This window comes from Burkholderia sp. AU4i (assembly GCF_000466765.1).
Classification (GTDB): Bacteria; Pseudomonadota; Gammaproteobacteria; order Burkholderiales; family Burkholderiaceae; genus Burkholderia; species Burkholderia cepacia.
Window position 1 is genome coordinate 1 of sequence record NZ_ASSI01000078.1, and the last position, 24,945, is coordinate 24,945.

The window sequence follows — 24,945 nt, forward strand, 5'->3', positions numbered from 1 at the left end:
CCACAAAATCCGGTGCGGTTCAGTCTGCTCGAAGTCGCGGGTTCGTATGCGGGCGCCGCCGAACTGGTCAGGGCGGCGGTGAACCGGAACGCCCAGTGGCGAGGGCGGCAATGCCTGAATCTGGTAGCGGCGGAATCGCCGACGAGTCTTGCAGCGAGGGCCCTGTTGTCCAGCGAGGTCGGAACCCGCGCGTCCGGTGGGCACATCGGCAGAAACAACCGGTTTTTCGCTGGTATGCGGTTCATCGACGAACTGGAGTCCCTGTGCGTCGAACTTCTCAAGAAGTCGTTTCGGGTGCGCTATGCCGACCACAGGTTGATGGGCGGCATGGCGGCCACACTAGTCGCCTACGCCGCATTGACCCAGCCCGGAGATACGGTGATGACGGCACCGCTGCGGATGGGCGGGGATACCAGCAATCGGTCCAACGGTCCGCCGGGCGTGCGCGGGACGAGGGTGATCGACATTCCTTATTCGACGAAGGATGGGACGATCAACCTCGACGAGTTCGCGACGATTGCGCGTAAGGAGCGGCCGGCGGTAACGGCGCTCGGGATGACGCTCACGCTGTTTCCGTTGCCGGTCAGGGAGATCAAGGCGATCGTATCGGAATGGGGTGGACTCGTTTATTTTGATGGGGCACACCAGCTTGGACTGATCTCGGCTGGGTTATTCCAGGACCCCCTCGTTGAGGGTGCAGACGTCATGACGGGTTCGTCGGGCAAGACGTTTAGCGGTCCGCAGGGAGGCATCATCTGCTGGAACACTGATCGCTTTGCCGAGACGATCGCCGAAACGATTTTTCCGGTTCTTACAGGTAGCCACCAGATCAATCGTGTAGCTGCACTCGCTGTGGCGGCGTCGGAGATGCTCGAGTATGGACCGATCTATATGCGTCAGGTCGTAACAAACGCGCAGGCGCTGGCCGGCTTTCTCCATAAGAAGGGTATCGACGTTCTCTATGCGGAGCGCGGCTATACGCAGACCCACCAGATTGTTGTCGATTCAAGGCCGGCGGGAAGCGGCCGCGATGCCGTACACCGACTTGAAGCTGCGAACATTATCTGTAACGAAATGCCCTTACCCTGGGATGCGATCGAAACGGGAGGGGCTGAGACCGGAATCAGGTTGGGCACCGTCGAGGTTACCCGCCGTGGGATGGGAGTGGCTGAAATGGACTGGATAGCCGAACGGATTGCCAAGGTACTGCAAGGCGGCGAGGCAACAGCGATTGCTCGCGAGATCACGGATTTCGTGGCCCGGTTTGAAACGATCTACTACTGCCACGAGCATGGGCTGCCACCCCGCTGATGTGTTACGTCTGGATTAATTGAATGTGTCGAGGTGATATGTTGTTGACGGCCACCACGGACCTGAAACCGGTCCTTTCCTTTTCCCTGGCCTCAATCGCCCTGCTTGCAAGCCCGGGGCCAGCGACGGTCGCGCTCGCAGCCAGTGGAGCGTCGTTTGGGCTCAGGCGTTCATTAAATTTCTATTTCGGTATCGTAGCGGGGCTGGTGCCCGCCATCGCACTCGTCGCAGGCGGGGTGTTCGTGGCGCTGCGCACAGTTCCGGTCGTCTCGTCAGTTCTGTTTGTCGTGTCAGTAGCGTACATACTGTACCTGGCGGTAAAGATCGCGTCGGCACCCCCGCTGTCAAACACCGAGGAGGTTGCGTCGCCTGGCTTTCCATCGGGCTTCATTCTTGGCGTTACCAATGTCAAGGCATACGCCGTGTTTGCCGCGCTCTTCGGTGGCTTTGCGTTAGGTATCTCGGATCAATGGGACGTGCTGATCAAAGCCGCAATCTGCATGGCCGTGATTGTGGTTTTTGATTTTCTTTGGCTGGCGACGGGGAGTAACCTGCGTCATTTCTTCACGAATCCTGTATTGAGCCGGATCGTAAACATTACCCTGGCTGCCTTGATGCTCGTGATGGTGGTGTGGTCAGTGTGGAGGTCATGAGCGCGCTACCCGGATGACGTATGGGTGCCGCTATTCGCGAAAGAGTTGACCGATGGTCGCTCGAAACCAGCTCAAAGATGGGTCGCGAGAATAGCGTTCGTGCCAATGCTGCATGACCCGGTAAGTCGGCACCGCAAACGGCAATTCAATCAATTTGATCGGCGTGTTCTCAGCGACGATACGTGCAAATCGCTCAGGAACGATCGCGAGATACTCGGTGCTTGCGATATTCGAGACGACGCCCAGAAAATTCGGGATACGCAATCCGACCTTCCGTCTGATGTTGTTGCGCTCCAGCGTTTCCTCAACAATTACGTGCCCTGTTCCCTGCGTGGCAACAATCAGATGCGATTCACGCTCGAACTCTTCGAGCGTGACGCTGTTTTCGCGAAGGCGCGGGTGGTCGCGATTTACGATGCAGACGAATCTGTCGGTAAAGAGTTGCTGTTGATACATGCCTGCGTCTAGCTGCGACAAAAAGCCTATCGCAAGATCGATTTCACCTGCCTCCAGTTGGTGAGCTGTGTGTTCGGAGGTGTAACTGAGATCAATGCGAACACTGGGTGCAACTTCCCGAAGATGAGCAAGCAGGCGCGGCATCATCACCCGCTGACCTATGTCCGTCATACATAACCCGAACATACGATTCGACGTAAGCGGATCGAAGGTGGTGCGATGCAATAAAGTGAGCTTCAACGCTGACATGGCCTCGCGAATGGGACCCACTATGTCGTCGGCAAGACGCGTCGGCTGCATTCCTTCAGAAGTTCGGACAAACAGCGGGTCGTTGTAGTGCCTCCGGAATTTGGCAAGCGCCATGCTTACCGCCGATTGCCCCAGATCCAGGTTCTCCGCGGCCCGCGAAACGCTGGCCGTTCGATAGACCTCGTCAAACACCATCAAGCTCTTCAGGTCGAGATTGTCCACCTCCGTCTCCTCTATCAATTTGTTTGACGATGCCTATCAATTGTTACATATAGATTGATGGTCCGCGAGTCCCTAGAATCGACAACGTTATGAAGGCCCACCGAACCTGGGGGCGTTCAGACGCATTCATGTACTTGTAGATAAGTCGGAGGAGACATGGCATCAGGACAGCAACATTCGCTGCCCATCCTTATTTCGGGCGGTGGCATTGGTGGATTCGCAGCGGCACTTGCCCTGAGCAAGGCCGGTTTCAAAGTTCGGCTTTTCGAGCGCGCCCAGGAGATCAAGGAGATCGGGGCGGGCATTCAGATCGGGCCCAATGCCTTCCATGTTTTCGAACGACTTGGTGTCACGGATGCGGTCCGTGCCAAGGCGGCGATGCCTCAACGGCTGGTGATGATGGACGGAATCTCGGGTGAGCAGGTTGTGTCGATTCCTCTCGACGACCAGTTCCTCAACCGGTTCACCTACCCCTATGCACTAATTCACCGTGCCGATCTTCATCGGATTCTTCTGGACGCCTGCCTGCGCTCGGATCTGATCGACGTGTCGACGAACGTGAAAGTGAACGGCTTCACTGACCACGGCGACAGCGTTGTATTGCAGACGACGGACGGTGACGTCCGGGGGCGTGCGCTGATCGGCGCTGATGGACTCTGGTCGACCGTACGGAGCCAGATCGTCGGAGACGGTGGTCCACGAGTGTCCGGGCATATCGCATATCGCGCAGTTCTTCCAATCAGCGAAGTGCCGGAGGATTTGCGCTCCAACACGATGACGCTCTGGGCCGGGGCGAAGACTCACCTCGTTCACTATCCGCTGCGCGGCGGAGAGTTGTTTAATCTCGTCGCCGTATTCCACAGCGACCGATACGTGGAAGGTTGGGACGCTGTGGGCGATGCAGAAGAGCTACATCTTCGCTTTCGTGACGCAGTGCCCACCGTGAAGACCCTGCTCGAGAAAATCCAGACGTGGCGCATGTGGGTGCTGTGCGATCGTGATCCGGTGAAGAACTGGTCGAAGGGCAACGTGACACTTCTGGGCGACGCCGCACACCCGATGCTGCAATACATGGCACAGGGCGCCTGCATGGCCATGGAAGACGCCGTCGTGCTTGCGGACGAGATTGCCCATGCCAACGACGATCTCGCGACCGCGTTTGTGCGTTATCAGGAACGGCGCTATCTGCGTACGGGCAAGGTCCAGATGAGCGCACGATTGTATGGCGAGTTCTATCACGCGAATGGCGTGAATCGGGAGTTGCGGAATCAGTTCCTGCAGTCACGGTCCCTCGATCAGACGCTGGATGGTATGGCATGGCTCTATGACGCCAGTGCTATCCGCCCGACTTCGCAGCTTCGGGGCGAGAGCCTCGTGACCACGAACTGAGGTCGGACTACCTGACCAGATCGCCACGCGTCACGTGTGCCACTAGAAATATTGCCGGGATAAAACATGAAGATCTGCCGCTTTAATGAAAACCGCCTTGGTCTTGTAGAAGGGGATGTAGTCAGGGACGTAACGGAAGCTCTCCAGGTCCTTCCTTCGGCTCATTATCCGTTTCCTGAACATGATGTACTGATCGCGAATCTGGAGCAGGTTCGACACGCAGCATTGGAGATAGCGCCGCGAGCGCGGTCGATTCCGCTCCCAGAGGTTGCGCTGTTGAGCCCGGTCGCAAACCCTGGAAAGATTGTCGCAGCCCCGGTGAACTACCAGAAGCACCTGAAAGAAGTGCTCGGCGATGCGAATCTGCATCATGACAACCAGATTAACCATATCCAGCGCGCGGGGCTGTTTCTGAAAGCGACGAGTTCGCTCGTCGGTGCATCCCAAGGCGTTGCGCTGCGCAAGCTCGATCGTCGCAACGATCACGAAGTCGAGCTCGCCGTCGTCATCGGGAAAACAGCCGCTAACGTGTCGAAGGAAGATGCACTCAAGTACGTTGCCGGCTATTGCATCGGTCTGGATATCACGATTCGGGGCCCGGAAGAGCGTAGCTTCCGCAAATCTCCGGACTCGTACACGGTATTGGGTCCGTGGCTCGTCACGAGCGACGAGCTTCCGGACCCGGGCAACCTCGGATTCTCCATTGCGGTCAACGGGGAGATTCGCCAGCAATCCAACACCAGTGAGCTGATTCTCGGTGTGCCGGAACTGATCGAATTTGCTTCCTCTTTCTATACCCTGCACCCCGGCGATGTGATCATTACCGGTACGCCCGAAGGTGTTGCATCGATCAGGCCGGGTGACAGCATGTTCGCCGAGTTCGATGCCATTGGCTCGATGCGCGTAGACGTTCGAAGCAGCGGGATCGGGGCTTGACCATGCAGACACCCGATATTCAACTGGCCAGGGACACGGACGATCCGAAACGCCTCGCGCTATACGGGCGACTCAATGAACGGCATTCGGCGCCCTTGTGGGCTGTGATGGCCCAGCTCGTGACGCCCGAGCCGAGGCCGCGCAGCGTTGCGCATAAGTGGGACTACCCGGTTATGCGCAAGCTGCTCCTTGAGGCAGGAGAGCTGATTACCGCGAAGGAGGCGGAGCGCCGGGTTCTGGTGCTCGAGAACCCGGGTATCCGTGGGATGTCACAGATCACCCAGAGCTTGTATGCCGGCCTTCAGCTGATCCTGCCGGGCGAAGTGGCACCCAGCCATCGACACGCTGCGGCCGCCCTGCGTCTGATTATCGAAGGTCAGGGCGGATATACAGCAGTTAGCGGCGAACGCATCCCGATGTCCCCGGGCGACTTTATCGTGACGCCCTCCTGGACCTTCCATGACCATGGCAATCTCGGCGAGGACCCCGTCATCTGGCTTGATGGCCTTGACGTCCCAATCGTCAACCTCTTTGACGCGAGTTTTGCCGAAGCCTATCCCTCCGGCGAGACACAGCAGGTCGAACGGTCCGCGGGAGATGCACTCGCCCGCTACGGTTCGAACATGCTGCCGATCGAGTACGTCCCGGAGGGCAGCTCCTCCCCGGTTTTTCATTACCCGTACTCGAGGGTGAAGGAAGCGTTCCGGCAACTGGCATGCGGTGGTGTGGATGACTGTCATGGTATCAAGCTCCAGTACACCAATCCCACGACGGGCGGATATCCGATGCCGACGATGGGCGCGTTCATTCAGCAGTTGCCAGCCCGATTCAATGGCCGACCGTACCGGTGTACCGATGCCACGGTTTATTGCGTGCGAGAGGGACAGGGTATGAGCACGATAAACGGTGAGCTTATCGAATGGAATGTGGGTGACGTATTCGTTGCGCCGTCGTGGAGCGTGACTTCACACCGGACGACCGGACACGCAGTCCTTTTCAGCTTCTCCGACCGGCCCGCGCAAAAGGCACTTGGACTTTGGCGCGAGCAACGGCTTGACGACTGAGTGTCGCCGCGCGCCGGGGCCGTGCTGAACCCCGGCGCGGAAATTCGGACATCGCGAATGTCACGGTAGTTGTCCTCGATGATGGGCCGGTGGCCTGCGCGGAGTTCAACTCTGGAGTACCGAAGAAATCAGGATCGGCCCCACGATGTGCTGACGGGCTGTAAGCGCCGTGCAGCGCATTTCGAATGTTCGCCATAAGAGCGACAGCAAGTAAGGAGACGAAGTATGTTTGCAATGAATGCGTGGTACGTGGCTGGGTGGGATCATGAAATTGGCCGTCAGCTCACGCCGAAGAAGGTATGCGGCATTTCTATTGTCGTCTACAGAAAACTGGATGGCTCCGCAGCGGCGCTCGAGGATGCCTGTTGGCATCGCTTGCTGCCCCTGTCACTTGGAACACTGAATGGTGACGCTGTCACATGCGGCTACCACGGATTGGTGTTTGCAGCTGACGGCCGCTGCATACAGATGCCATCACAGGAGACCCTGAACCCATCGGCCTGCGTGCGGTCTTTTCCCGTCGTCGAGCGACATCGGTTTGTCTGGGTCTGGATGGGGGACCCACAGCTGGCGGACGAAGCGCTTGTTCCTAACCTGTTCCAGAATGACAGCCCCGATTGGGCCGGTGACGGTGGGACGACACATCTCCAATGCGATTATCGTCTGCTGATCGACAATCTCATGGATCTTACCCACGAGACCTTCGTCCATCACGGCAGTATCGGTAACCGCGCCGTCGCTGAAGCGCCCTTTACCGTTTCCCGCACCGAACACACTGTCGAGGTGACGCGCTGGATGGTCAACATCGAGCCGCCCCCCTTCTTCAAAAAGCATCTTGGAAAGGAGGGGCCGGTAGATCGGTGGCAACACATCACATTTCATGCTCCGGGCACCGTCACGATTGACGTTGGGGTCGCGCCGACGGGCACCGGTGCGCCCGAGGGCGATCGCAGTCAGGGCATCACGGGCTTCGTGATTCACGTGAGCACGCCGGAGACCGAGACCTCATGCGTCTACTACTGGGCAATCGTACGGAACTACAAGCTGGGCAGCCAGCGCCTCACGACAGAGTGGCGCGAGGCGGTACGCTCGATTTTTGCTGAAGATAAGGCGATTCTCGAAGCACAGCAGGGTGCGGTGTCGCGCTATCCCGATCGCGAATTCTATCCGCTTAACGTCGATGGCGGAGCCATACTGGCGCGCCGTTACATCGACCGGCTTGTGGAACGTGAGCGGCAGGGAAGGACCGGCAAAAATCCGGTCATTCCCATTGTCTCCCTCGGTTCGCAAGCAGCGGAGTAGCGACATGAAATACGTACAAGCTGTGTATGTCACTCGCATCGAGCAGGTATGTGACGACGTCCGTCTTATCGAGCTCGACTTCGGGGCGCCTCTTGCATTCCAGCCGGGAAGCCACGTTGATGTTCTTTGTCAACTGGAATCGGGTACCCAGTCGAGGTCCTATTCGCTGATCGGCACGCAGAATGGTGAATCGAAGGGCCTCATCGCAGTGCGACGCGTGGAAACGTCGCGGGGCGGTTCGGCTTTCATGTGGTGCCTGCGCGAAGGCGATGCGCTCCGGATTGACGGTCCGCACAACGCGTTCCCGCTGTCGACGCACGCGGTACCCCGGATTCTCGTGGCGGGTGGTATCGGCATTACGCCTATCGTAGGGTTTGTCGAGCAGTTGCTGGCTGCCGGCGCGGAGTTTCGTCTCGTTTATGCTGGACGCGATCGCAAATCCATGCCGTTCGTCAACCAGCTAGAGGCGCGTCTGGGCCGTGCAATGGAGATTTATGACGCCAGCCTGGACGAGGTCGTTTCCTTCGAAAATCTGCTGGACGGATTGGATCGCGACGCGGAGATGTACGTCTGCGGCCCTGTCGGCATGTTGACCGCGGCGAGGAACGCATGGGTTGCTGATGGTCGACGAAGCGCCGATCTGCGATTCGAGTCATTTGCCAATGGCGGCGCGTATCCAAATCGCCCGTTCACGCTGAAGGTGCCCCGGCTCGGAATAGAGATCGGCGTCGGCCCAGACGAGACCGTGCTTGATGCACTGGAAGCTGCCGGTGCCGACCCGCTTTTCAATTGCAGAAAGGGCGAGTGCGGGTTGTGTACTGTACAGATTGTCCAATCCACGGGTGAAATCGATCACCGTGACGTGTTCCTGTCCGATGAGCAAAAGCGGGAAGGCATAAAGATGTGTGCCTGTGTGTCGCGGGTCAATGGGGGAAGCCTCACCGTAGACCTTCCTTAAGCCGTTTGACGTGTCTCTCGACTGACGCGTCAGCCGGTTCGAAGCTGATTAAACAAAAAAGAGCGGCTCGCAGCCGCACGGAGACAAATATGAGTACATCATCGGCCTCAATACAGGTGCACGAGGTCATAGACGCCCGACCGCTGAGTCGCCTGCAGTTTTACGCGATATCGCTTTGTATATTAACGGCGGTTCTGGACGGCTTCGATACCCAGATCATTGGTATGTTGGCCCCGGTCATTTCGCGGGGGATCGGAGTGCCGGTTACCCATTTTGGTCCAGTATTCAGTGCCGGGTTGCTTGGTATGCTTCTCGGGGCAGTCTCGCTTGGTCCCCTTGCCGATCGATTCGGCCGCAAGACGATGATCGTTCTTTCGACCGTGCTCTTTGGAGCACTTTCGATCGCGACCGCATATGTCGAAACGTATGATCAGCTCCTGATATTGCGCTTCCTCACTGGAGTTGGATTGGGCGGGGCACTTCCTAATGCGATTTCACTGGCGTCGGAATATGCCCCGCGGCGGCATAGCCGCACCATTGTCGCCACCCTGATGTGCGGTATGCCGTTAGGTGCGGTGCTGGGTGGCGTGATCAGCGCGACACTGATCCCCATTCACGGCTGGCAGTCTGTATTCATCGTCGGTGGTTCATTGCCTCTTGTGGTCGCTTTACTATCCCTCACCCTGATGCCAGAGTCGCCTCGCTTTCTCGTGTTGCGCGGGGGCAAACAGCGACAACTGGGTGCAATTGTTCAGCGAATTGCACCGGACCTGGACCCGGCTCTGGTGCGCTACGCCCCGCAGGATGTCGTGGCCCGCGTGCCGTTACGCGACCTGTTCGCACGTGAGCACGCTATCCAGACGTTGCTGCTCTGGATACCGTATTTTATGAACCTTGTCGTACTGTATTTCATCGTAAGCTGGATGCCGGCCGTACTGTCCTCGGCCCAGCACTCCGTTTCTGCAGGAATCCGGTCCGTGGCGCTGTTCAGTCTGGGCGGTGTCGTGGGTTGTCTGCTGCAGGGTCCGTTGATGAACCGGTTCGGTACGCGAAGGGTACTCATCTCGGAACTCGTTGCATACATGCTGCTTGCCGTGACGCTGGCAAGCTCGGCAGGCAATGCTCACACGGTCGTCGTCGTGAGCGTCCTGATGGGCGTGGCTGTACAGGGTGTCCAGGCGGGACTGAACGCGCTAGCCGCCGAGATATATCCGATCCACATGAGGGCTACGGGCGTCGGATGCGCCGTCGGCATTGGGCGCATCGGTTCTATCTGCGGTCCGCTGATCGGCGGAATTCTCCTTGAACTGCATTGGAGCGTCAGCGAAGTGTTCCTTGCAGGCATTGTCCCGGCGGTCGTCGCGGCAGTTGCTGTTGCGCTGCGTAGAAGCGCCCGGCGTGAATAGAGTCGGAGCTCAGCAAGCGAACTGAACGGCACTCGAGTAGCCCAAATATAGGGCTGTTAAATTATTATAAAATTCGGAGATCTAATGAAAAAATACATCATCGCAGGTTTGGCAGTTTGCGCGGCGACGCCGGCATTGGCGCAAAGTAGCGTCACCCTGTACGGGATTATTGATACGGGGGTCGAATATGTTACGCACGCAAATGCCAACGGAGATTCAATTGTTCGAATGCCTGGTGTTACGGGTTCACTCCCATCGCGCTGGGGTTTGCGTGGAGCGGAAGATCTTGGGGGCGGCCTTCAGGCTCTCTTCGTGCTGGAAAACGGATTCAACCCGCGTGGAGGGGATCTGGGACAAGGGGGGCGCCTGTTCGGAAGACAGGCCTGGGTTGGAATCAAATCATCTACGTGGGGGACGCTCTCCTTCGGCCGGCAATATTCGATGGCGTACTGGGGAATCCAGGAATCTGACATTCTCGGCCCAAACATTTATGCGATCGCATCGTTTGATGCATACCTGCCCAATGCGCGTAGCGACAACGCAGTTGTCTATCAGAGTGCTACCTATTACGGGCTGAGCTTCGGCGCGACATATTCTTTTGGCAGGGACTCCGCCGGAACCGGGAACGCTCCAGGGCAGGGTACTTGCGCGGGTAGTGTTGCGGGCCAGTTTACTGCGTGCAGGCAGTGGAGCGCCCGTTTGAAATACGACGGAGGTAATTTCGGCGCATCGGCCGTGTACGATGAACAGAGAGGCGGCGCAAACGCGACTGCGAGCTTTTTCGATGGTGTGGCGGCGGTACCGATCACGGCAAGCGGTGATAAGGACGCGCGCATCGAAGCCAACGGCTGGGCGAAGATCGGACCGGCGAGACTGGGTGCGGGATGGATCGCCCGGACGGTAACGGGGCCCGGCGTTGAGGGCGTCCGTGCGAACCTCTTTTACGTCGGGGCAAGTATTCAGGCCACACCGGCGGTTATCGTTGACGGCGAGATGTACCGCATGATTGTGTCCCAGCACGATACCCGCGGCACCTTGGGGACGCTGCGCCTTACCTATCTGCTATCAAAAAGCACTGCCGTATACGCGCAAGGCTCTTACCTCGATAACAGCGCCAGGGCGCAGTTTACCGTTAGCTCGGGCGGCGGAGGCACGACGCCGGCGGCGGGCGACGGTCAGTTCGGGGCCATGGTAGGGATCAGACACAGCTTCTAAGGCAGGCAACGCTCCGTGACCGGGACGCGCGGGGATACTGCGCCCCGGTTCGCTCACGTCCTATCGACTGAAATCTGGAAAGCACCGCATGATGAACAAATTCACCGTACATACGGGTCTGGTTGTACCTCTCGATCGGGATAACGTGGACACGGACGCGATCATTCCGAAGCAATTCATGAAGTCGATCAGGCGGACCGGATATGGCCCACACGCATTCGATCAATGGCGCTATCTCGACCACGGCGAGCCGGGGATGGACAATTCAACACGTCCCCTGAATCAGGAATTCATACTCAACCATCCCCGTTATCAGGGCGCATCGATCCTGTTGACGCGGCGCAACTTCGGCTGCGGGAGCTCCCGTGAGCATGCGCCGTGGGCGTTGGAGCAGTTCGGCTTCCGGGCATTAATCGGACCGGGTTTCGCTGAGATCTTTTACAACAATTGCTTCAAGAACGGGTTATTGCCGATCGTGCTGCCGGAAGAGCAGGTAACACATCTGTTCGAGCAGACGCACTCAAACTGCGGGTTTCAGTTGACCATTGATCTGGAACGGCAGCGCATAACTACATCGAGTGGTGACGAGCACTCGTTCGAGGTCGAAGCGTTCAGGAAATATTGCCTGCTCAACGGCTACGACGACATCGCGCTCACTTTGCGTCACGCCGACCTGATTCGAAGTTTCGAGAAAAAGCGGATCGAGAGCCAGCCGTGGCTCGCCAGGCACCTGACATCTCCACAGATCGGAAAATGACCCGCGACTGGACAGTCGGGGATGCGTCTCCGATCCCGAAACACTTCCACTGAATGGATTGCATCATGCTGCGTTGAGAGCTGATAACGGAAGACGTGTCATCCAGTGTTCGCCGGGGATAGGGCTATGAATAAAGTAATAACAATCAGGCTTCGGCTGCTCTTCGCGTTCGGATCATGCGCGATCCTGACGGTGACGTCGGCATCACTGGCCGCGATGGAGTTGTTCGGCCGAAATATTTCGGGAACTCGATCAGATTTTCTCTTGAGCGGTGTGATCTTCGCATGCGCCGCCGGAACCACCATGTCGTTGTGGGCGACCGTTCATCTTCAACGTGTTGTCTGTGGCGGACTGATCCGCATGCGGAGGAACTTTGAGGAAATTACGAGGACACTGGATCTGTCGCAGCGATCAGCCAGTCCGCGAATGGACGAGTTCGGTACGGGCGCGCTGGCTTTCGACAAGCTGATGCATAGATTTGAAGGAACGGTGTCGTCAGTGCGATTGTCAGCCGATGCCGTAGCCAGGGCAGCCGGCGAAATAGCGGCTGGCAACCTTGAACTTTCTGCACGTACGGAGGAACAGGCCGCGTCTCTGCAAGAGACGGCATCAAGCATGACACAGCTAGCTCAGACGGTAAGACAGAATGCGGAGAGCTCGCGCGAGGCTACCATGCTAGTCGGACAGGCCACCGAGGTAGCGGCCGCCGGAAGCAATATGGTTGTCGCGATGGGAGACACGATGAGGTGTATCAGCGAAAGCTCAAACAGAATCTCGCAAATTACCGGCCTTATCGAAGAACTGGCTTTCCAGACCAATATCCTCGCACTTAACGCGGCGGTTGAGGCTGCTCGCGCTGGCGAACAGGGAAAGGGTTTTGCCGTAGTGGCCGGCGAGGTTCGTAGCCTCGCTCAACGTTCGGCCGCGGCTGCCAAAGAAATCAAGGAAGTCATCTCTGCCTCCGTGGCCGGCATTGCACTCGGCTCACAACATATGGCAGACGTGAGCCAGGTCATGGATGGTATCAGGACGGCGGTTGGGCGCGTTTCCGGGATCATGGAGGACATCGCAGGTGCGTCGGCAGAGCAGAGTCATGGCATTGACCAGATAAGCCGGGCGATCGTTCAGATGGACTCGGTAACGCAGCAGAATGCGGCGCTGGTTGAGCAGGCGGCAGCAGCAGCCGAATCGCTTGACGACCAGGCACATAGGTTGAAGGCTGAGGTCGCCTTGTTTACGTTTGCCCCAGATCAGGCGTCCGTCGGGTGACGGCACCCGTCATAGACGTGCGCTTCGGATAGCTTTGGCCAGCGCCTGGTCGCTGCCCGTCGGCGGTCCGGAGTCGCCGGAATGCCAACGCTATCGCGTACGGGTCGCAGCACGTCATGGCCAGATATCGCGGTGTCACGCTCAGGCAAGACGCCAGAGCGCTGCCTCCGTAACCTCCAGTTCGATACGGGGAAACGCTTGAGGAGGCAAATGATGGCAGTGACAGATCAATTCAATTTCGACGGCGAACTGTCCGACAACGTTCGGACGCGCTTTTTCATCAACGGAGAGTGGTGCGCGCCGAAGGGCTCAGAGGAGTTCGAGCTGGTTTCGCCCATTACCGAAGAGGTGATCTTCCGGTTGCCCGCCGCATCGATTGAAGACGCTGGTGCTGCCGTTAAGGTGGCCAGGGATGCATTCGATACAGGCTCCTGGGCGTGTAGCCCGTCTGTGGAAAGGGCTGTAGTGCTTCGGAGGATTGCGTCGGAGATGCGGGATCGTCTCGCCCTTTTTGGCAGGCTTTGGACGGCGCAGGTCGGGGCGCCGAGCTGGTTTGCGAGCCAGTTTACCGGGATCGCACCGGCATACTTCGACTTTTACGCGGACCTGATTTCGCAATCTTCGTTCGAGGATGAGCGCACGGTGCCAACGGGACGGGTAAAAGTCGTTCGGGAGCCGGTAGGCGTATGTGCGCTGATCGTACCGTGGAATGCCCCACTTGTTCTGCTGACGCAAAAGCTGGCCGCCGCGCTCGCAGCGGGTTGCACCGTTGTTGCGAAGCCCAGCCCGGAAACGCCGTTGGACGCATTGGTACTTGCGGAATGTGTCGCCGCCGCTGGACTTCCTCCAGGAGTATTCAACGTCGTGCCGGCTGGTCGTGAGGTCGGTGACTGGTTGATTCGCCAACCGATGATCGACAAGGTTAGCTTTACTGGCTCGACCGTGGCAGGAAAGCACATTGCACAGGTCTGCGCAAACAGACTCGCGCGAGTCAGCCTGGAACTTGGTGGAAAATCGGCCTCAGTCATCTGTGACGATGCGGACATTGGAGCCTGGATTGCGAACGTAGCGCCGTTCACAATGCCGTTCAGCGGTCAGATCTGTTTTTCGCAAACACGTGTTCTGGTGCCGCGCAAGCGGCACGATGAATTCATGAGCGCATACGTCCGCGCGATTGATGGGATGAAGGTTGGAAGCCCGTGGGATCCGGACACGATGATCGGACCCGTGGCAACCTCCAATCAATACCGGCGCGTGCTCGACTTCATTGACGTGGCAAAACGTGAGGGTGCCAACCCCGTCATCGGCGGGGGCCGTGCCCCCGGGCACGAGCACGGTTACTTTGTCGCTCCCACTGTGTTCGACAACGTCCATAGCGATATGACGATCGCTCGTGAGGAGGTTTTCGGTCCAGTCGTCTCGATCATATGCCACGACGGAGATGAAGACGCTATCCGCATTGCAAATGACAGTCTGTACGGTCTCAGCGGCACCATATTCTCTGCTGATATCGGCCGCGCCGAGCGCATTGCACGACGAATCCGCACGGGAAACCTCACGGTCAACGGGCTTCAGCTCGATCCTTCCATTCCCTTTGGAGGATTCAAACAGTCCGGCATCGGACGGGAAGGTGGTCCCGAGGGCCTGGAAACGTTCACGGAGACGAAGGCGATCTACTTTCCCGCCGTTTGATCAATAAGGTGGGCGCCGCGATGACCAGGAAGATACCCTGAAAACGATCTGGTTTGGTGACCCTGCGACGCCTGTCTTTCGAAACCGAGGGATAGCCAAATGACCTCGTTTGGCCCCTGAAAACACAAATGACGTTTTGCAGGAGTTGGCACATGTGGAGTGAGGTAAATCCGTTTCTTAACGGCCCGTTCGAGCCGCTTACGCGGGAATACGAGGAGGACGCGCCGATAGTCGAGGGCGAGATCCCACGCGAGTTAAGCGGTGTACTGTATCGAACCGGAAACTCGCAATTTTTCCGGCCGCTCAACGCCGACCGCGCTCACTGGTTTGATGGCGATGGCATGACGCACGCGTTCTTCCTGGACGAAGGCAGCGTACGGTATGCGTGCAAATGGGTGAAGACGGAAGGTCTGATGGTGGAACAAAAGGCCGGACGGGCGCTCTATAACGGGCTTTATGGGGCCTCGAATGTTTCTCAAGGCGAATTGCCACCTGGTGCTCCCCCGATCAAGACCGTCGCAGGGATTAACGTCATTTCGCTCGCGGGCAAGGTATTGGCCCTTCATGAACTCGGGAATCATTACTGGGAGCTTGATCCCGACACGCTGGAAACGAAGGGAACCTTCGATTTTGGGGGGCGCTTTGGAGACAGGCTTCTCACTGGTCACCCGCACGTCGATCTGTCGACCGGAGAGACGCTTTTCATTGCGCAGGACGTTAGGGCCGGGACGTTGACGTGCTTTGCAGTAGATCAGGCCGGAGCAGTGCAGAACGAACACTCCGTAAAAATGGATAGTCGCGCGTGGATCCACGATTTTATCTTCAGCGACGATTGGTTCATTTTCTTTTTGAGCCCGCTTATCAATAACGTTGCTGAAGAGGGCGTGGTGGCGCAGGGTAAAGGCGTCCTGTCTCTCGATACATCGGCTGGCACCCGGATATTTCTGGTTAATCGTCGCGATGGTTCGACGATCACCATCAGGCAGGAAAAAGACTTTCAGATTACGCACTTCCTGAATGCCTACCAGGAGGGTGATGAAATCGTCGTCGATGCATGCATTTCGGACCTCCTTGAGACAGCCAGTGTGCCTCCGATCGGAGAGGTGTTTCCGTTTCCCTTTCCGCATGTGACAGCCCCGGTGTTTGGTTTTCCTCGAATGGTACGTACGATCATCGATACCCGTAACCGGCGTTCGGCCCAGATGGCATTCGAGGGGGTGGAGGGCGAGTTCCTCCGGTTGAATGAGGCGGTCTCGGGCAAGAAGCATCGATTCGGATATCTCGCGGCTGTCGATCCTGAAAGGAGCGGGCAAGGATTCAATTGCCTGGCGAAGTTCGACTTTGCAACAGGCAATATGCAACTGCAGGGAATTGAAGATAGTTATAGCATGATCCCCGGGGAGCCGATTTTTGTACCGGATCCTTCGCCGGATAGCGAAGACCACGGATGGCTGCTCTCGGTCTGGTGGAATCCTACGCGAAATTCGTCGGAACTGATTATTCTCGATGCGAGGGAGTTTGACGGGGAACCCGTCGCAAGGATTCGGATCAGTAATCGTATTCCGCTCGCATTCCATGGCAACTGGATTCCCCGTTCGCGGATCGGGGCCGCCTAGCGCATTGGCCCTCGTGTCCGCATCGTTGCCCAGCAGCGGTGCGGGGTGAGCGCCGTTAGCGGCGCTTGATTGTGTTGCCCGGATCAGTCAGAAAGTTACGGCGATACTCGGATGCCGTCAGCCCCATTTCCTCCCTGAACGCGCGTGAAAAGTGAGGCGAGCTGCTAAAGCCCCAGCGGAAGGCTATCGTGGTCACGCTGAGCGTGGCGTTCGCTCCGGAACGAAGGTCTTCCGAACACCTTTGAATCCGGCGCTTCCAGATATACTCGCCCACGGTCTGGCTACCCGCCCGCTTGAACAGGCGATGAACCTGACGAATTGACATTCCAAGAGCGCTCGCGATGGAGGGCGGACTGAGTTCCGGGTCTGAGAGATGTTCTTCGATGAATTGCATGACCGCACGACGTTGTGTCTCCAGTGGTTGTGCGGGCCACGGGCAATGGATACGAAAAGCGTCAGAAAACAGGTTTCTGAGAAGGTCGACCGACGATATCGCGATATTCGAATCGACGTTCTCCAACTCTCTGAAGAGCGAGACGACAAGGTCGGAAAACATCCGTGCCGAACCCAATGTTCCAGGAGGCTCAAAGGTCGGATAGATCGGATAGATGAGTGGCAGCCTCGGTGGCTGCGCTGGGATCAAACCCGGGACGTTCACGAAGATCAGCTCCATGCAGTGTTGGCTGCTGATAGTGAACGGGCTCCGGGCATCAAAGACCGTCCATTCTCCCGGCAATAGACGAATTTGCCTGATGCCGTCTCCGAGAAGGCTGTCGCCGTGCGTCTGCAATGCGACGAAGAGCGGAGCAATATCTGACCCTAATCTGGGTTGTCCCCTGTATACGGAGGGCGTCGCCGCGACGCGCGCAAACCGTGCTGTTCCCACGGCGCCGCAGGTGATCGATCCGCCGAACGGTGTCGTGCCGATGGGCTCGAATTCGCACGACTGACGATTTTTTTCGGGCGGGCTGCCTGCGACCAGATCGCTGATTAAATCTGGCCACGCGTGCCTTTCGCAGGAAGATGTGACGTGCAGAACCTGATGTCTCAGTTGCGTACCGATTTTGCTCTCCTACGGATTCAGTAGTCGCATCAATTCACGGAACATTGTTGTGAACTTCCTCGGATTCTCGATAAATTTGCGTGGCCACGGCAGACGTGTTTTCCCTTATGCCCGTTGTATCTGCAGTATTCGCGCGTGAGCTGGCAGCGGGCCGGCTGGTTCCCCCGTGGGCCAGGGAATCCAAATCGGGCCACTGCCGTCTGAGTGCTTTCTCTCGTCAGACTCACTGGAAGTCGGTGTGGTGAAACGTTCAGTTAAAACGCTCGCCCGACTACGTGCAGCTATACGTTTCAGAGCTGATCCAGGAGCCATCAGATAATGCCGGCCCCCTACACGCCGGATAGTGAATCCGCACAGATTCAATTGTCGTTATCAGATATCGGTAAGTCACGGGCAGGCAAGATTCGCTGCTCAGGGGCTTCTAGACTAACGGTGTTGAAAAGCCTCGCGTCGCAAATGCGTCGGAGATACAGACATAACGTAGCGGAATTTGCGTGCGTGCCACCGGATAGTTTTGCGCGGGAGCAAGGCCCTGCGTTCACAGGAGAGCGATGTTGCCGATGCAGCGATGGCAAGTCGTCCCTGACGCAGAGTGTCGGAGCATTGTCTCCCCGGGCGCCGCGATGAACAGGTCTGTGCACTTACCACAAGAAAGAATCAAATAACGGAGGCAAAGATGGCCTATAAGTGGATTGCCAAGCGAATCGAGTCCCTCGACGAAGAGCGGGACTGTGACGAAATCTGGAAGTTGATGACCGCGTACCGGGCCAACGATTTCGTGATGAACCTCATCTACGCGGTTACGTTTCCGCACTTCATCATCAGTGAGTTTGGGGCGAAGGTGCTTCTCGACGGCGGCAAGGGAAAAATCGTCCGCGCGCCGGATCGACGCGCGGATGACACGTCATGGAAAATGCAGACGTGGTGGCATTATGGCTCGGCGCACGACGAGACGAAGCGAAACGTCGACTCGATCAATCGTATCCACGCGTTCTATGCGAAGAAGTACCCGGACGAGGGCCCGGACACATTCGCGGACGACGACATCTACATGTATACGTTGTGTTACGAGGCTGCAGGCATGCACCGCTTGATGAGGCGGGTCGGGTTACGTGGCTTCTCGGAAAAGGAAAAGCGCGTTGCAGTCAGGTTCTGGACAAAGATGACTGGCCTCTTTCTCAATGTAAAGAGCGGCAGGCCGATTGGTGGCTTCCCTGAGACGTTCGAAGGCGTAATGGCTTTCATGGACCAATATGAGGGGCGCGACGTCGATGGTGAGCATCCTCTCGGCGTCGAAGCGACTGCGCACATAATCGAGCAGTTTGCGAATCGCTATTTCCCGCGGTCCTTGCGATGGTTCGGGCGTCTGTGGGTCATCAGTCTGCTTCCGGCATGGATGCTCGGTCCATACAAGATCAGGCAGCCTCATCCGTTCGTATTGAAAGCATTTCGCCTGGGAACTGCGGCTTTCTTCTGGATAGGCGATCGACTCGCCCCAGATCCCGCCAATACGTTCATTGAGCGGCGAGACGCCCGGCTGGCTATCTGCGTGGCAGCGGCTACGCCACCGATAAAGCCCAGGCATGAGCAGTCTTCTGGGAGCGGATGCCCGTTTCATGGCCGTGCGGCGCATAAGGAAGAATATATCGGCACAGACAGTGAGGGCGAGGACAGACACTAGCGATCTTTGTACCCGTGCGGTGGCCATTATCGGGGCCACCCGGACTTACTTCCTGACGCAGCGCGGGCCGTACCAACAGTCGGAGCATTCGTATTAGGCTCCTTCTTTTTTTGCGCCGCATTTGCCGCTATTGTGTGAAAACCAGTCCTTTGGGTAGAGGAAGGCAAGGGGATCCGGGATAAACCGCAGGCGGCGTGGGCGGCGGAAGGATGAACGTTGAGAACTAAACGCAGCCGCCGCGGACCTTGGTATTTGGACAGGCGACATTTTGTTGCGACCACGCGGGATACGCAGAACATGGCGTTGTGCATCCCAGCGAGTCTCTGTTCCCGACGTATCGGTATGCGGTTCGGTCGGAGGACAGTGAATAGATTCAGATCGGCCTACGCCACCAACGGCGGGTATCATTTTGCCAGCCCCGGGGGCACCCTGGGAGTTATTCGCCTGTGTGCAATCTTCGAGACTGGCTCGCCAAAGCGGTGTTCATGCATGCGCTTTCAAATATCATCGGACTTATATATATCCGCCGCCACGTTTAGTGTCGGATTTCGACCGCCGTTCACAATTGGTTGGGCGCGTGGGGATGTCGCTGCGCAACCGTGTGATGTGGGTGGTCTGGGGCAGATACGCCGGGGTAGCGTCTTACGCGGACTCTCGTCGCACTTTGGGCAAAAAACTGGCATATGCATCAGGCATGGTAGAACCTTCGAGAGGTAAGGTCGCTCGCAGCAATGCCGCGAGCGACCCGACCGCACCCTACGTTTTTTCTAGAAGATGTGAATCCAGCGCAAATTCACGACCGCGCTGTTTCTAAACCGATTTCTAACGAGCGTTTCTGTGTAGGTGTTGAGCCAGAATTTATCTCCCTTCGACAGGTCGTAGTAGACCCCTGGCCCGATACCAAGCACCTGTTCCCGCGAGCCCGCGATCGCGGAACCATTGACGCGGTTGTCTGTGATCTGGCGCAGGTAGTATCCGTTAATACCCATGCGCAGCTTGTCCGTCACTTTGTAGGAGGCGGCAAAGTTCGTATAGAAAACCTGGCCAGCCTGAGTGTCTTCGATACCTGGGTCAAGCGGTGTGCTGCTGGCTGGTGAACCGTTTTTGAAACTGTACTGGTAGTGCGGACGCAAGCTGATCTCAAAGTCTGGGCCCAGGAGAAATGTGAACGATCCAGTGATACCGATGCCCCAGAAGTGATTTCCCGGATTTATGTCTGTTGTCCGGTCATACTTGCCCGTCGGCAACATCCCATACACTTCGGCGCGACTAACAAAGACTGGATGCCCGTCAACTATCACTGGATCCCATTGAAGGAGCGCGCCCAGGTTCATGTCACCGAGGCCTGCATGTCCACTTGTTGGCATGACTCCGGGATACGGAGGCGGTGGACTGAACGACGAATTCAGATTCACTAACGGCACGATCACGTCAATCCCGGGATGACCGCCAAGAATTGTTGTTGCAGTGGGTAATTCGTAGAGAACCTGTTCCACCAACGTGGTGACGTTCAACTGCGGATCGTTGAAGAGGGGAGAATTGGAGCCGTTGTTGGTTTTATAGGCGTTGGCATGTGCGAACGTCAGATAGCTCTGCACAGCGAGATCACCGGGGTTCCCACCGAATCCGTCCAGGAATGACGTATTGCCGAGATCGAGGCCATTCGGTAGCGTCACCGTTGGTGGTACGGCCTGAGCGTTAAGCGCGGCGCAGGCCGCGAGGCCAATAGTTATCTTCGACGCTGCGCTCTTCCAACGTCCGCGTGTGCATTTCATCGCCGTCTCCTTGTCTTTTATGATGGTTTTGCTCGAGTGGCTCTTTCACTTGATGAGCTGTTCTGGCACGCAGTTTAGGAAGTCGGATTGGATGCGTCTTGTCTGCCAGTGACGCGTTGATGTCTGAGAGTGCCTTCTGGCAAATTCGGTTTCATTGCCGCACGGTAGAGCCGCGCCACCGAGCGATTGGTCAAACACGAATTGTCAACCCTGGGTTGCAGTTTCTACGATTCATTCGATAAGCACTACGACTGATCAACGTCGTATGAGACCTCTCGCATGGAACGCTTGAAAGGTATAAACGGGCTCGCGGCGTCGGCGCTGGGGATATCTCGTGAGATGGACGGACGAAGCACTGGATATGCGGCGTGTACAGGAGCGGGCCATTCCGAATCCATCTATTGAAGACGGTTCCGAATCTGGTGTTCAGTAAGCGGCTCACGACGCTTGCAATTACCCACTTCGATTCAGGGCGAGTTCATATCCCAATTGAATGTCGGTGAGGCGCCGCATGCCGCGCCACATAACGGTATTGCCTGGAGGCGCATCGCTGGCTCGTGCCAGATAACCACCAAGCCGGGCGACTTTGATCAGGTTGCGCAAGAGAGGCGGAGCCTGTGCTGCAAGCGGTAAGTCCGGGACTACGCGCTCAAGCAATTCGATTTCGGTTGATGTGAAGACCGCTTCGGGTGGAGCTTGCGGTGCGCACCGGCTGATCATGGTGAGCCAGAATATGCGCCAGCTCAGAATGCAAAATACGGAGATCAGGTTCGCAAGCCGATCGGCTGTGCGCAGCTTTGAGTCCTCGGCCTTGCATCCAGACTTGAGAATCTTGTGGAACGTTTCGATCTTCCAGCGCATGGCGTACCAGTCCAGCTTCTCGATTGCCTCGGCACGCGATCGGACCGGGAGGTTGGTCAGCAGCTTCCATTCGATGCCGGGGCGCCCGGGCGGCGCATCGCGCTCATACGCGTGAATCACCGTGAGTTGCAGTGCTGGATAACGGTTCTGCTTGCCGATGGGCGGTAACACCGTCATTCGCTGGTAGCGAAGCTCAAGGGTCACGGTCATCGGATGCCCCTTCGCATCGCGAATCTCAACTCGGTGCAGTCCTTTGACCTTAACCTGTTCCATCTCATCTGCGATGGTGTGCTGACCATCGCCCGCGAGCCGGTCGACGCAGGTTCGAACGAGAAAGTATGTGCACAGATCGTGCGCCGTGCAAAACAGTTCGTAAATGTCGCTTTCCCGATCGCCAACGTGAATGCAACGCACTGGATCGCCGAGCAGCGCCGTTGACTGGCGCATGTTCTCCAGCCAGCGGTAGCTCTCCTTTGCGTATTTCGGCGAACGTGATCGCGCATTCCGACGGATCGTGATCACGGATTCCGAATGATCGTGATCACCCGTTTCGGTTGATCGTGATCGCTGATCACAGGTTTCCGAAACACGTGATCACCATGCCGGAATGGGCGATCACGGGACCGAAACGGGTGATCACGTAACCGGAACGTAATCCGGGTTTGAGTCTGGCGGTGGCGTTGCGCATGTATTCACCGGCGGCGTTAGCCTGCTCCCTTTTTTGCGGGAGAAGCGCTGATGCCGACACCTCGGATGAGCATGCGCAAATTGAAGGAAGTCCTGCGACTGAAGTGGGCGTGTGGCCTGACGCATCGCCAGATCAGCCGGGCCATCGGCATCAGCGTCGGAGCCGTGTCGAAGTTCGCTGCCCAGGCCAGCCAGGCGGGACTCGACTGGGCCGCAGCCCAAGCGCTGTCCGACGATGAACTGGCGGCGCGCTTGAGGCCTGCGGCAACCGATGCCACGGCAACGACATCCCGGCGCATCGAGCCCGACTACGCGGCATTGCATCGCGAGCTGCGCCGCAAGGGCGTGACGCTGCAACTGCTGTGGGAAGAATACGCTGAAGCGAACCCCGGCCGGCGGACTTACCGCTACACGCAGTTCTGCCAGAAGTACAAGGACTGGGCGAAGTCGATCAAGCGTTCGATGCGCCAGCAGCACCGCGCCGGCGAGAAGCTGTTCGCCGACTTCGCGGGCCCCACCGTGCCGATCCTCGCACGCGATGGCGGCGTCGAGTTCGAGGCGCATGTGTTCGTGGCCGTCCTCGGTGCATCGAACTACACGTTCGCGTGCGCGACGCGCACCGAGACGATGGCGGACTGGATCGGCAGTCTGTGCGACGCGCTGGAGTTCATCGGCGGCGTGCCCGAGCTGCTCGTGCCCGATTTTGTTGCCGGCAACAAAATCGATGTTCTGTGCCCGTGGCCGTTATGTGGCGAAACACGGGGACTGCCTAGTCTTGAAGCGGTGGACCGCGAATGTGTGAACACATAACGGGCTACAGCGAATTGAGCCATTCGAGAAGGGTTTTATCGTCCCTCCAGGCGATGCGAGTGCGGGATGCCGCCGAAACTCCAGAACTCACCTCGCAAGCACCCAATGCTTCGGTCTTGGCCCGTAGCGTCAGCTCGGCATAGCGGTTTGTGGTATCTAGTCGGTCTTGCAGAATGGCGTGAAGCCAGACGCGGCGTGGCAACAGAGGTGAATAAAGGGTTGCGGAACTCCCAGATTCAATATGGAATTGGCATATCTTCTGGGAGTGAGAACCGCCGATGAGTACGCCGGATTTCTTCCGCAGCCGCCTGGATGCGATGATCGATTTGCGTCACCCGCTGGCCGTACTGGCTGACCGGATGCCATGGACATCGATTGAAGCGACGTTGACCCCGATCTTTGAGGGGCGCGCTCGCGAAGGCCGGGTGAGCGAGGAGGCCGATCTGTTCGGCATCGCGCCTAAGCTGGCGGGTGCTGGCATTAGCGCTGCCGGGCGTCCGCGCCTGTCGATCCGGCTGATGGCCGGACTGCTCTACCTGAAGCACGCGTACAACGAGAGTGATGAATCGGTTTGCGAGCGCTGGGCACAAGATGTGTACTTCCAGTTCTTTTGCGGCGAGGACTATTTCCAGCCGCGCCTGCCTTGCGATCCGACCAATCTGGTGCGCTTTCGGCAGGCACTGGGTGAAGCCGGTGTCGAAGAGATGCTCGCGACGACAATCGCAGCGGCCGTGCAGATGAAAGCGGTGAGGCCGTCCGAGTTCGAGCGTGTCATCGTCGATACTACGGTCCAAGAGAAAGCGATCGCCTATCCAACTGACAGCCGTTTGCTGGAGGTCGCACGAGCCAAACTCGCACGGCTCGCACAACGTGCAGGGTTGGCGTTGAAGCAAACCTACGAGCGTGAAGGCAAGCGGCTGCGTCGCCGCGCAGGCGGCTATGCACATGCGAAGCAGTTCAAGCGCCTGCGTCGTGTACTCAAGCGTCAGCGCACTGTCTTGGGACGGTTGCTGCGCGATATCGAACGCAAGCTGTCTGGAGCATCGGACGAACGGCAGGCACAACTGCGCGTGTGGCTCGAGCGGGCGTGGCGCATCTGCCGCCAACGTCCAAAGGACAAGAACAAACTCTACGCACTGCATGCGCCTGAAGTTGAATGCATCGGGAAAGGAAAGGCGCGCCAGCCCTACGAGTTCGGCGTCAAGGTGAGCCTTGCGATCACGGAGAAACAAGGGTTGATCGTCGGTGCGCGGGCGTTCCCCGGCAACCCCTATGACGGCCATACGCTGGCCGAGCAACTCGAACAGAGCTCCATTCTGTTGCAGGACCTGCCCGGTACACCGCAGCCGAAGACCGTATTGGTCGATCTCGGGTTTCGCGGTGTCGACCCGGAGGTATCATCAGTACACCTGATTCATCGCGGAAAACACAAGACACTGACCAGCACGCAGCGCCGCTGGCTCAAGCGACGGCAGGCGATTGAACCGATCATCGGCCATATAAAGCACGACCACGGTATGCGTCGTTGCTGGCTCTTAAGAAACATATTTCATGTGACTGATTAGGAAGGGGT

18 protein-coding genes and 2 pseudogenes are annotated in these 24,945 nt (G+C 57.8%); 16 read left to right on the top strand and 4 right to left on the bottom strand.

What is annotated here, in order from left to right; all coding sequences use genetic code 11:
- Nucleotides 1–1,311, top strand: a 1,311-nt coding sequence (gene glyA / locus L810_RS18440; protein WP_042975269.1) for a serine hydroxymethyltransferase, incomplete at its 5' end; no start/stop codon positions are given.
- A gap of 38 nt (nucleotides 1,312–1,349) precedes the next feature.
- Nucleotides 1,350–1,964 (top strand): LysE family translocator, encoded by a 615-nt coding sequence (locus L810_RS18445; RefSeq protein WP_042975225.1) that lies wholly within the window; start codon nucleotides 1,350–1,352, stop codon nucleotides 1,962–1,964.
- Between the two features lie 30 nt (nucleotides 1,965–1,994).
- Here the strand turns inward: L810_RS18445 and L810_RS18450 are convergent, their stop codons facing one another.
- A complete protein-coding gene (locus L810_RS18450; protein ID WP_028197554.1) occupies nucleotides 1,995–2,891 on the bottom strand; it encodes a LysR family transcriptional regulator in 897 nt (298 codons plus the stop codon).
- A 156-nt stretch (nucleotides 2,892–3,047) separates the two neighbouring features.
- On the opposite strand from L810_RS18450, the gene L810_RS18455 reads away from it, so the two are divergent.
- The 11 genes from L810_RS18455 (at nucleotide 3,048) to L810_RS18505 (ending at nucleotide 16,495) form a co-directional block, all read left to right on the top strand.
- Nucleotides 3,048–4,280: a 3-hydroxybenzoate 6-monooxygenase gene (locus tag L810_RS18455; protein ID WP_021159796.1), complete on the top strand. Its 1,233-nt coding sequence runs from the start codon at nucleotides 3,048–3,050 to the stop codon at nucleotides 4,278–4,280.
- A gap of 66 nt (nucleotides 4,281–4,346) precedes the next feature.
- Nucleotides 4,347–5,216, top strand: coding sequence for a fumarylacetoacetate hydrolase family protein (locus L810_RS18460; protein WP_042975228.1), 870 nt, complete (start codon nucleotides 4,347–4,349; stop codon nucleotides 5,214–5,216).
- A gap of 2 nt (nucleotides 5,217–5,218) precedes the next feature.
- Nucleotides 5,219–6,280 carry a gentisate 1,2-dioxygenase gene (gene gtdA / locus L810_RS18465; protein WP_042975229.1) on the top strand — a complete coding sequence of 354 codons (1,062 nt, stop codon included), beginning with the start codon at nucleotides 5,219–5,221 and terminating at the stop codon, nucleotides 6,278–6,280.
- 225 nt (nucleotides 6,281–6,505) lie between these two features.
- Complete coding sequence (locus L810_RS18470) at nucleotides 6,506–7,582, top strand: aromatic ring-hydroxylating dioxygenase subunit alpha (protein ID WP_042975230.1); 1,077 nt, start codon at nucleotides 6,506–6,508, stop codon at nucleotides 7,580–7,582.
- A gap of 4 nt (nucleotides 7,583–7,586) precedes the next feature.
- Nucleotides 7,587–8,540: a PDR/VanB family oxidoreductase gene (locus L810_RS18475; RefSeq protein WP_042975231.1), complete on the top strand. Its 954-nt coding sequence runs from the start codon at nucleotides 7,587–7,589 to the stop codon at nucleotides 8,538–8,540.
- A gap of 89 nt (nucleotides 8,541–8,629) precedes the next feature.
- Nucleotides 8,630–9,946 (top strand): MFS transporter, encoded by a 1,317-nt coding sequence (locus L810_RS18480; RefSeq protein WP_021159801.1) that lies wholly within the window; start codon nucleotides 8,630–8,632, stop codon nucleotides 9,944–9,946.
- Between the two features lie 84 nt (nucleotides 9,947–10,030).
- Nucleotides 10,031–11,161, top strand: a complete 1,131-nt coding sequence (locus L810_RS18485; RefSeq protein WP_042975233.1) for a porin — start codon at nucleotides 10,031–10,033, stop codon at nucleotides 11,159–11,161.
- Between the two features lie 91 nt (nucleotides 11,162–11,252).
- A complete protein-coding gene (gene leuD, locus L810_RS18490; protein WP_042975271.1) occupies nucleotides 11,253–11,918 on the top strand; it encodes a 3-isopropylmalate dehydratase small subunit in 666 nt (221 codons plus the stop codon).
- Nucleotides 11,919–12,044: 126 nt separating this feature from the next.
- Nucleotides 12,045–13,187, top strand: coding sequence for a methyl-accepting chemotaxis protein (locus tag L810_RS18495; RefSeq protein ID WP_042975234.1), 1,143 nt, complete (start codon nucleotides 12,045–12,047; stop codon nucleotides 13,185–13,187).
- A 213-nt stretch (nucleotides 13,188–13,400) separates the two neighbouring features.
- A complete protein-coding gene (locus tag L810_RS18500) occupies nucleotides 13,401–14,879 on the top strand; it encodes an aldehyde dehydrogenase (RefSeq protein ID WP_051392289.1) in 1,479 nt (492 codons plus the stop codon).
- A gap of 152 nt (nucleotides 14,880–15,031) precedes the next feature.
- Entirely contained in the window at nucleotides 15,032–16,495 is a 1,464-nt protein-coding gene (locus tag L810_RS18505) for a carotenoid oxygenase family protein (RefSeq protein ID WP_021159805.1), read from the top strand.
- 55 nt (nucleotides 16,496–16,550) lie between these two features.
- On the opposite strand, the gene L810_RS18510 is transcribed toward L810_RS18505, so the two are convergent.
- Entirely contained in the window at nucleotides 16,551–17,558 is a 1,008-nt protein-coding gene (locus tag L810_RS18510; protein WP_306415703.1) for a helix-turn-helix domain-containing protein, read from the bottom strand.
- Nucleotides 17,559–18,234: 676 nt separating this feature from the next.
- Here L810_RS18510 and L810_RS18515 point away from each other — a divergent pair.
- The gene (locus tag L810_RS18515) at nucleotides 18,235–19,239 is read left to right on the top strand and encodes a hypothetical protein (protein WP_042975236.1); all 1,005 of its coding nucleotides are present in this window, start codon (nucleotides 18,235–18,237) and stop codon (nucleotides 19,237–19,239) included.
- Between the two features lie 767 nt (nucleotides 19,240–20,006).
- On the opposite strand, the gene L810_RS44320 is transcribed toward L810_RS18515, so the two are convergent.
- A complete protein-coding gene (locus L810_RS44320; RefSeq protein WP_063625736.1) occupies nucleotides 20,007–21,014 on the bottom strand; it encodes a SphA family protein in 1,008 nt (335 codons plus the stop codon).
- Between the two features lie 453 nt (nucleotides 21,015–21,467).
- Nucleotides 21,468–22,397 (bottom strand): IS4 family transposase, encoded by a 930-nt coding sequence (locus tag L810_RS18525; RefSeq protein ID WP_021159808.1) that lies wholly within the window; start codon nucleotides 22,395–22,397, stop codon nucleotides 21,468–21,470.
- A 216-nt stretch (nucleotides 22,398–22,613) separates the two neighbouring features.
- On the opposite strand from L810_RS18525, the pseudogene L810_RS18530 reads away from it, so the two are divergent.
- Nucleotides 22,614–23,264 (top strand): annotated as a pseudogene (locus L810_RS18530) (IS21 family transposase); the annotation flags it as partial.
- Between the two features lie 386 nt (nucleotides 23,265–23,650).
- Nucleotides 23,651–24,907 (top strand): annotated as a pseudogene (locus L810_RS18535) (IS5 family transposase); the annotation flags it as partial.
- Nucleotides 24,908–24,945 lie beyond the last annotated feature (38 nt).

Bases quoted from the DNA above. Each gene is read 5' to 3' on its own strand.
- L810_RS18445 (WP_042975225.1), top strand. From the start codon at position 1,350: ATGTTGTTGACGGCCACCACGGACCTGAAACCGGTCCTTTCCTTTTCC.
- L810_RS18455 (WP_021159796.1), top strand. From the start codon at position 3,048: ATGGCATCAGGACAGCAACATTCGCTGCCCATCCTTATTTCGGGCGGT.
- L810_RS18460 (WP_042975228.1), top strand. From the start codon at position 4,347: ATGAAGATCTGCCGCTTTAATGAAAACCGCCTTGGTCTTGTAGAAGGG.
- gtdA (WP_042975229.1), top strand. From the start codon at position 5,219: ATGCAGACACCCGATATTCAACTGGCCAGGGACACGGACGATCCGAAA.
- L810_RS18470 (WP_042975230.1), top strand. From the start codon at position 6,506: ATGTTTGCAATGAATGCGTGGTACGTGGCTGGGTGGGATCATGAAATT.
- L810_RS18475 (WP_042975231.1), top strand. From the start codon at position 7,587: ATGAAATACGTACAAGCTGTGTATGTCACTCGCATCGAGCAGGTATGT.
- L810_RS18480 (WP_021159801.1), top strand. From the start codon at position 8,630: ATGAGTACATCATCGGCCTCAATACAGGTGCACGAGGTCATAGACGCC.
- L810_RS18485 (WP_042975233.1), top strand. From the start codon at position 10,031: ATGAAAAAATACATCATCGCAGGTTTGGCAGTTTGCGCGGCGACGCCG.
- leuD (WP_042975271.1), top strand. From the start codon at position 11,253: ATGAACAAATTCACCGTACATACGGGTCTGGTTGTACCTCTCGATCGG.
- L810_RS18495 (WP_042975234.1), top strand. From the start codon at position 12,045: ATGAATAAAGTAATAACAATCAGGCTTCGGCTGCTCTTCGCGTTCGGA.
- L810_RS18500 (WP_051392289.1), top strand. From the start codon at position 13,401: ATGGCAGTGACAGATCAATTCAATTTCGACGGCGAACTGTCCGACAAC.
- L810_RS18505 (WP_021159805.1), top strand. From the start codon at position 15,032: ATGTGGAGTGAGGTAAATCCGTTTCTTAACGGCCCGTTCGAGCCGCTT.
- L810_RS18515 (WP_042975236.1), top strand. From the start codon at position 18,235: ATGGCCTATAAGTGGATTGCCAAGCGAATCGAGTCCCTCGACGAAGAG.
- L810_RS44320 (WP_063625736.1), bottom strand. From the start codon at position 21,014: ATGAAATGCACACGCGGACGTTGGAAGAGCGCAGCGTCGAAGATAACT.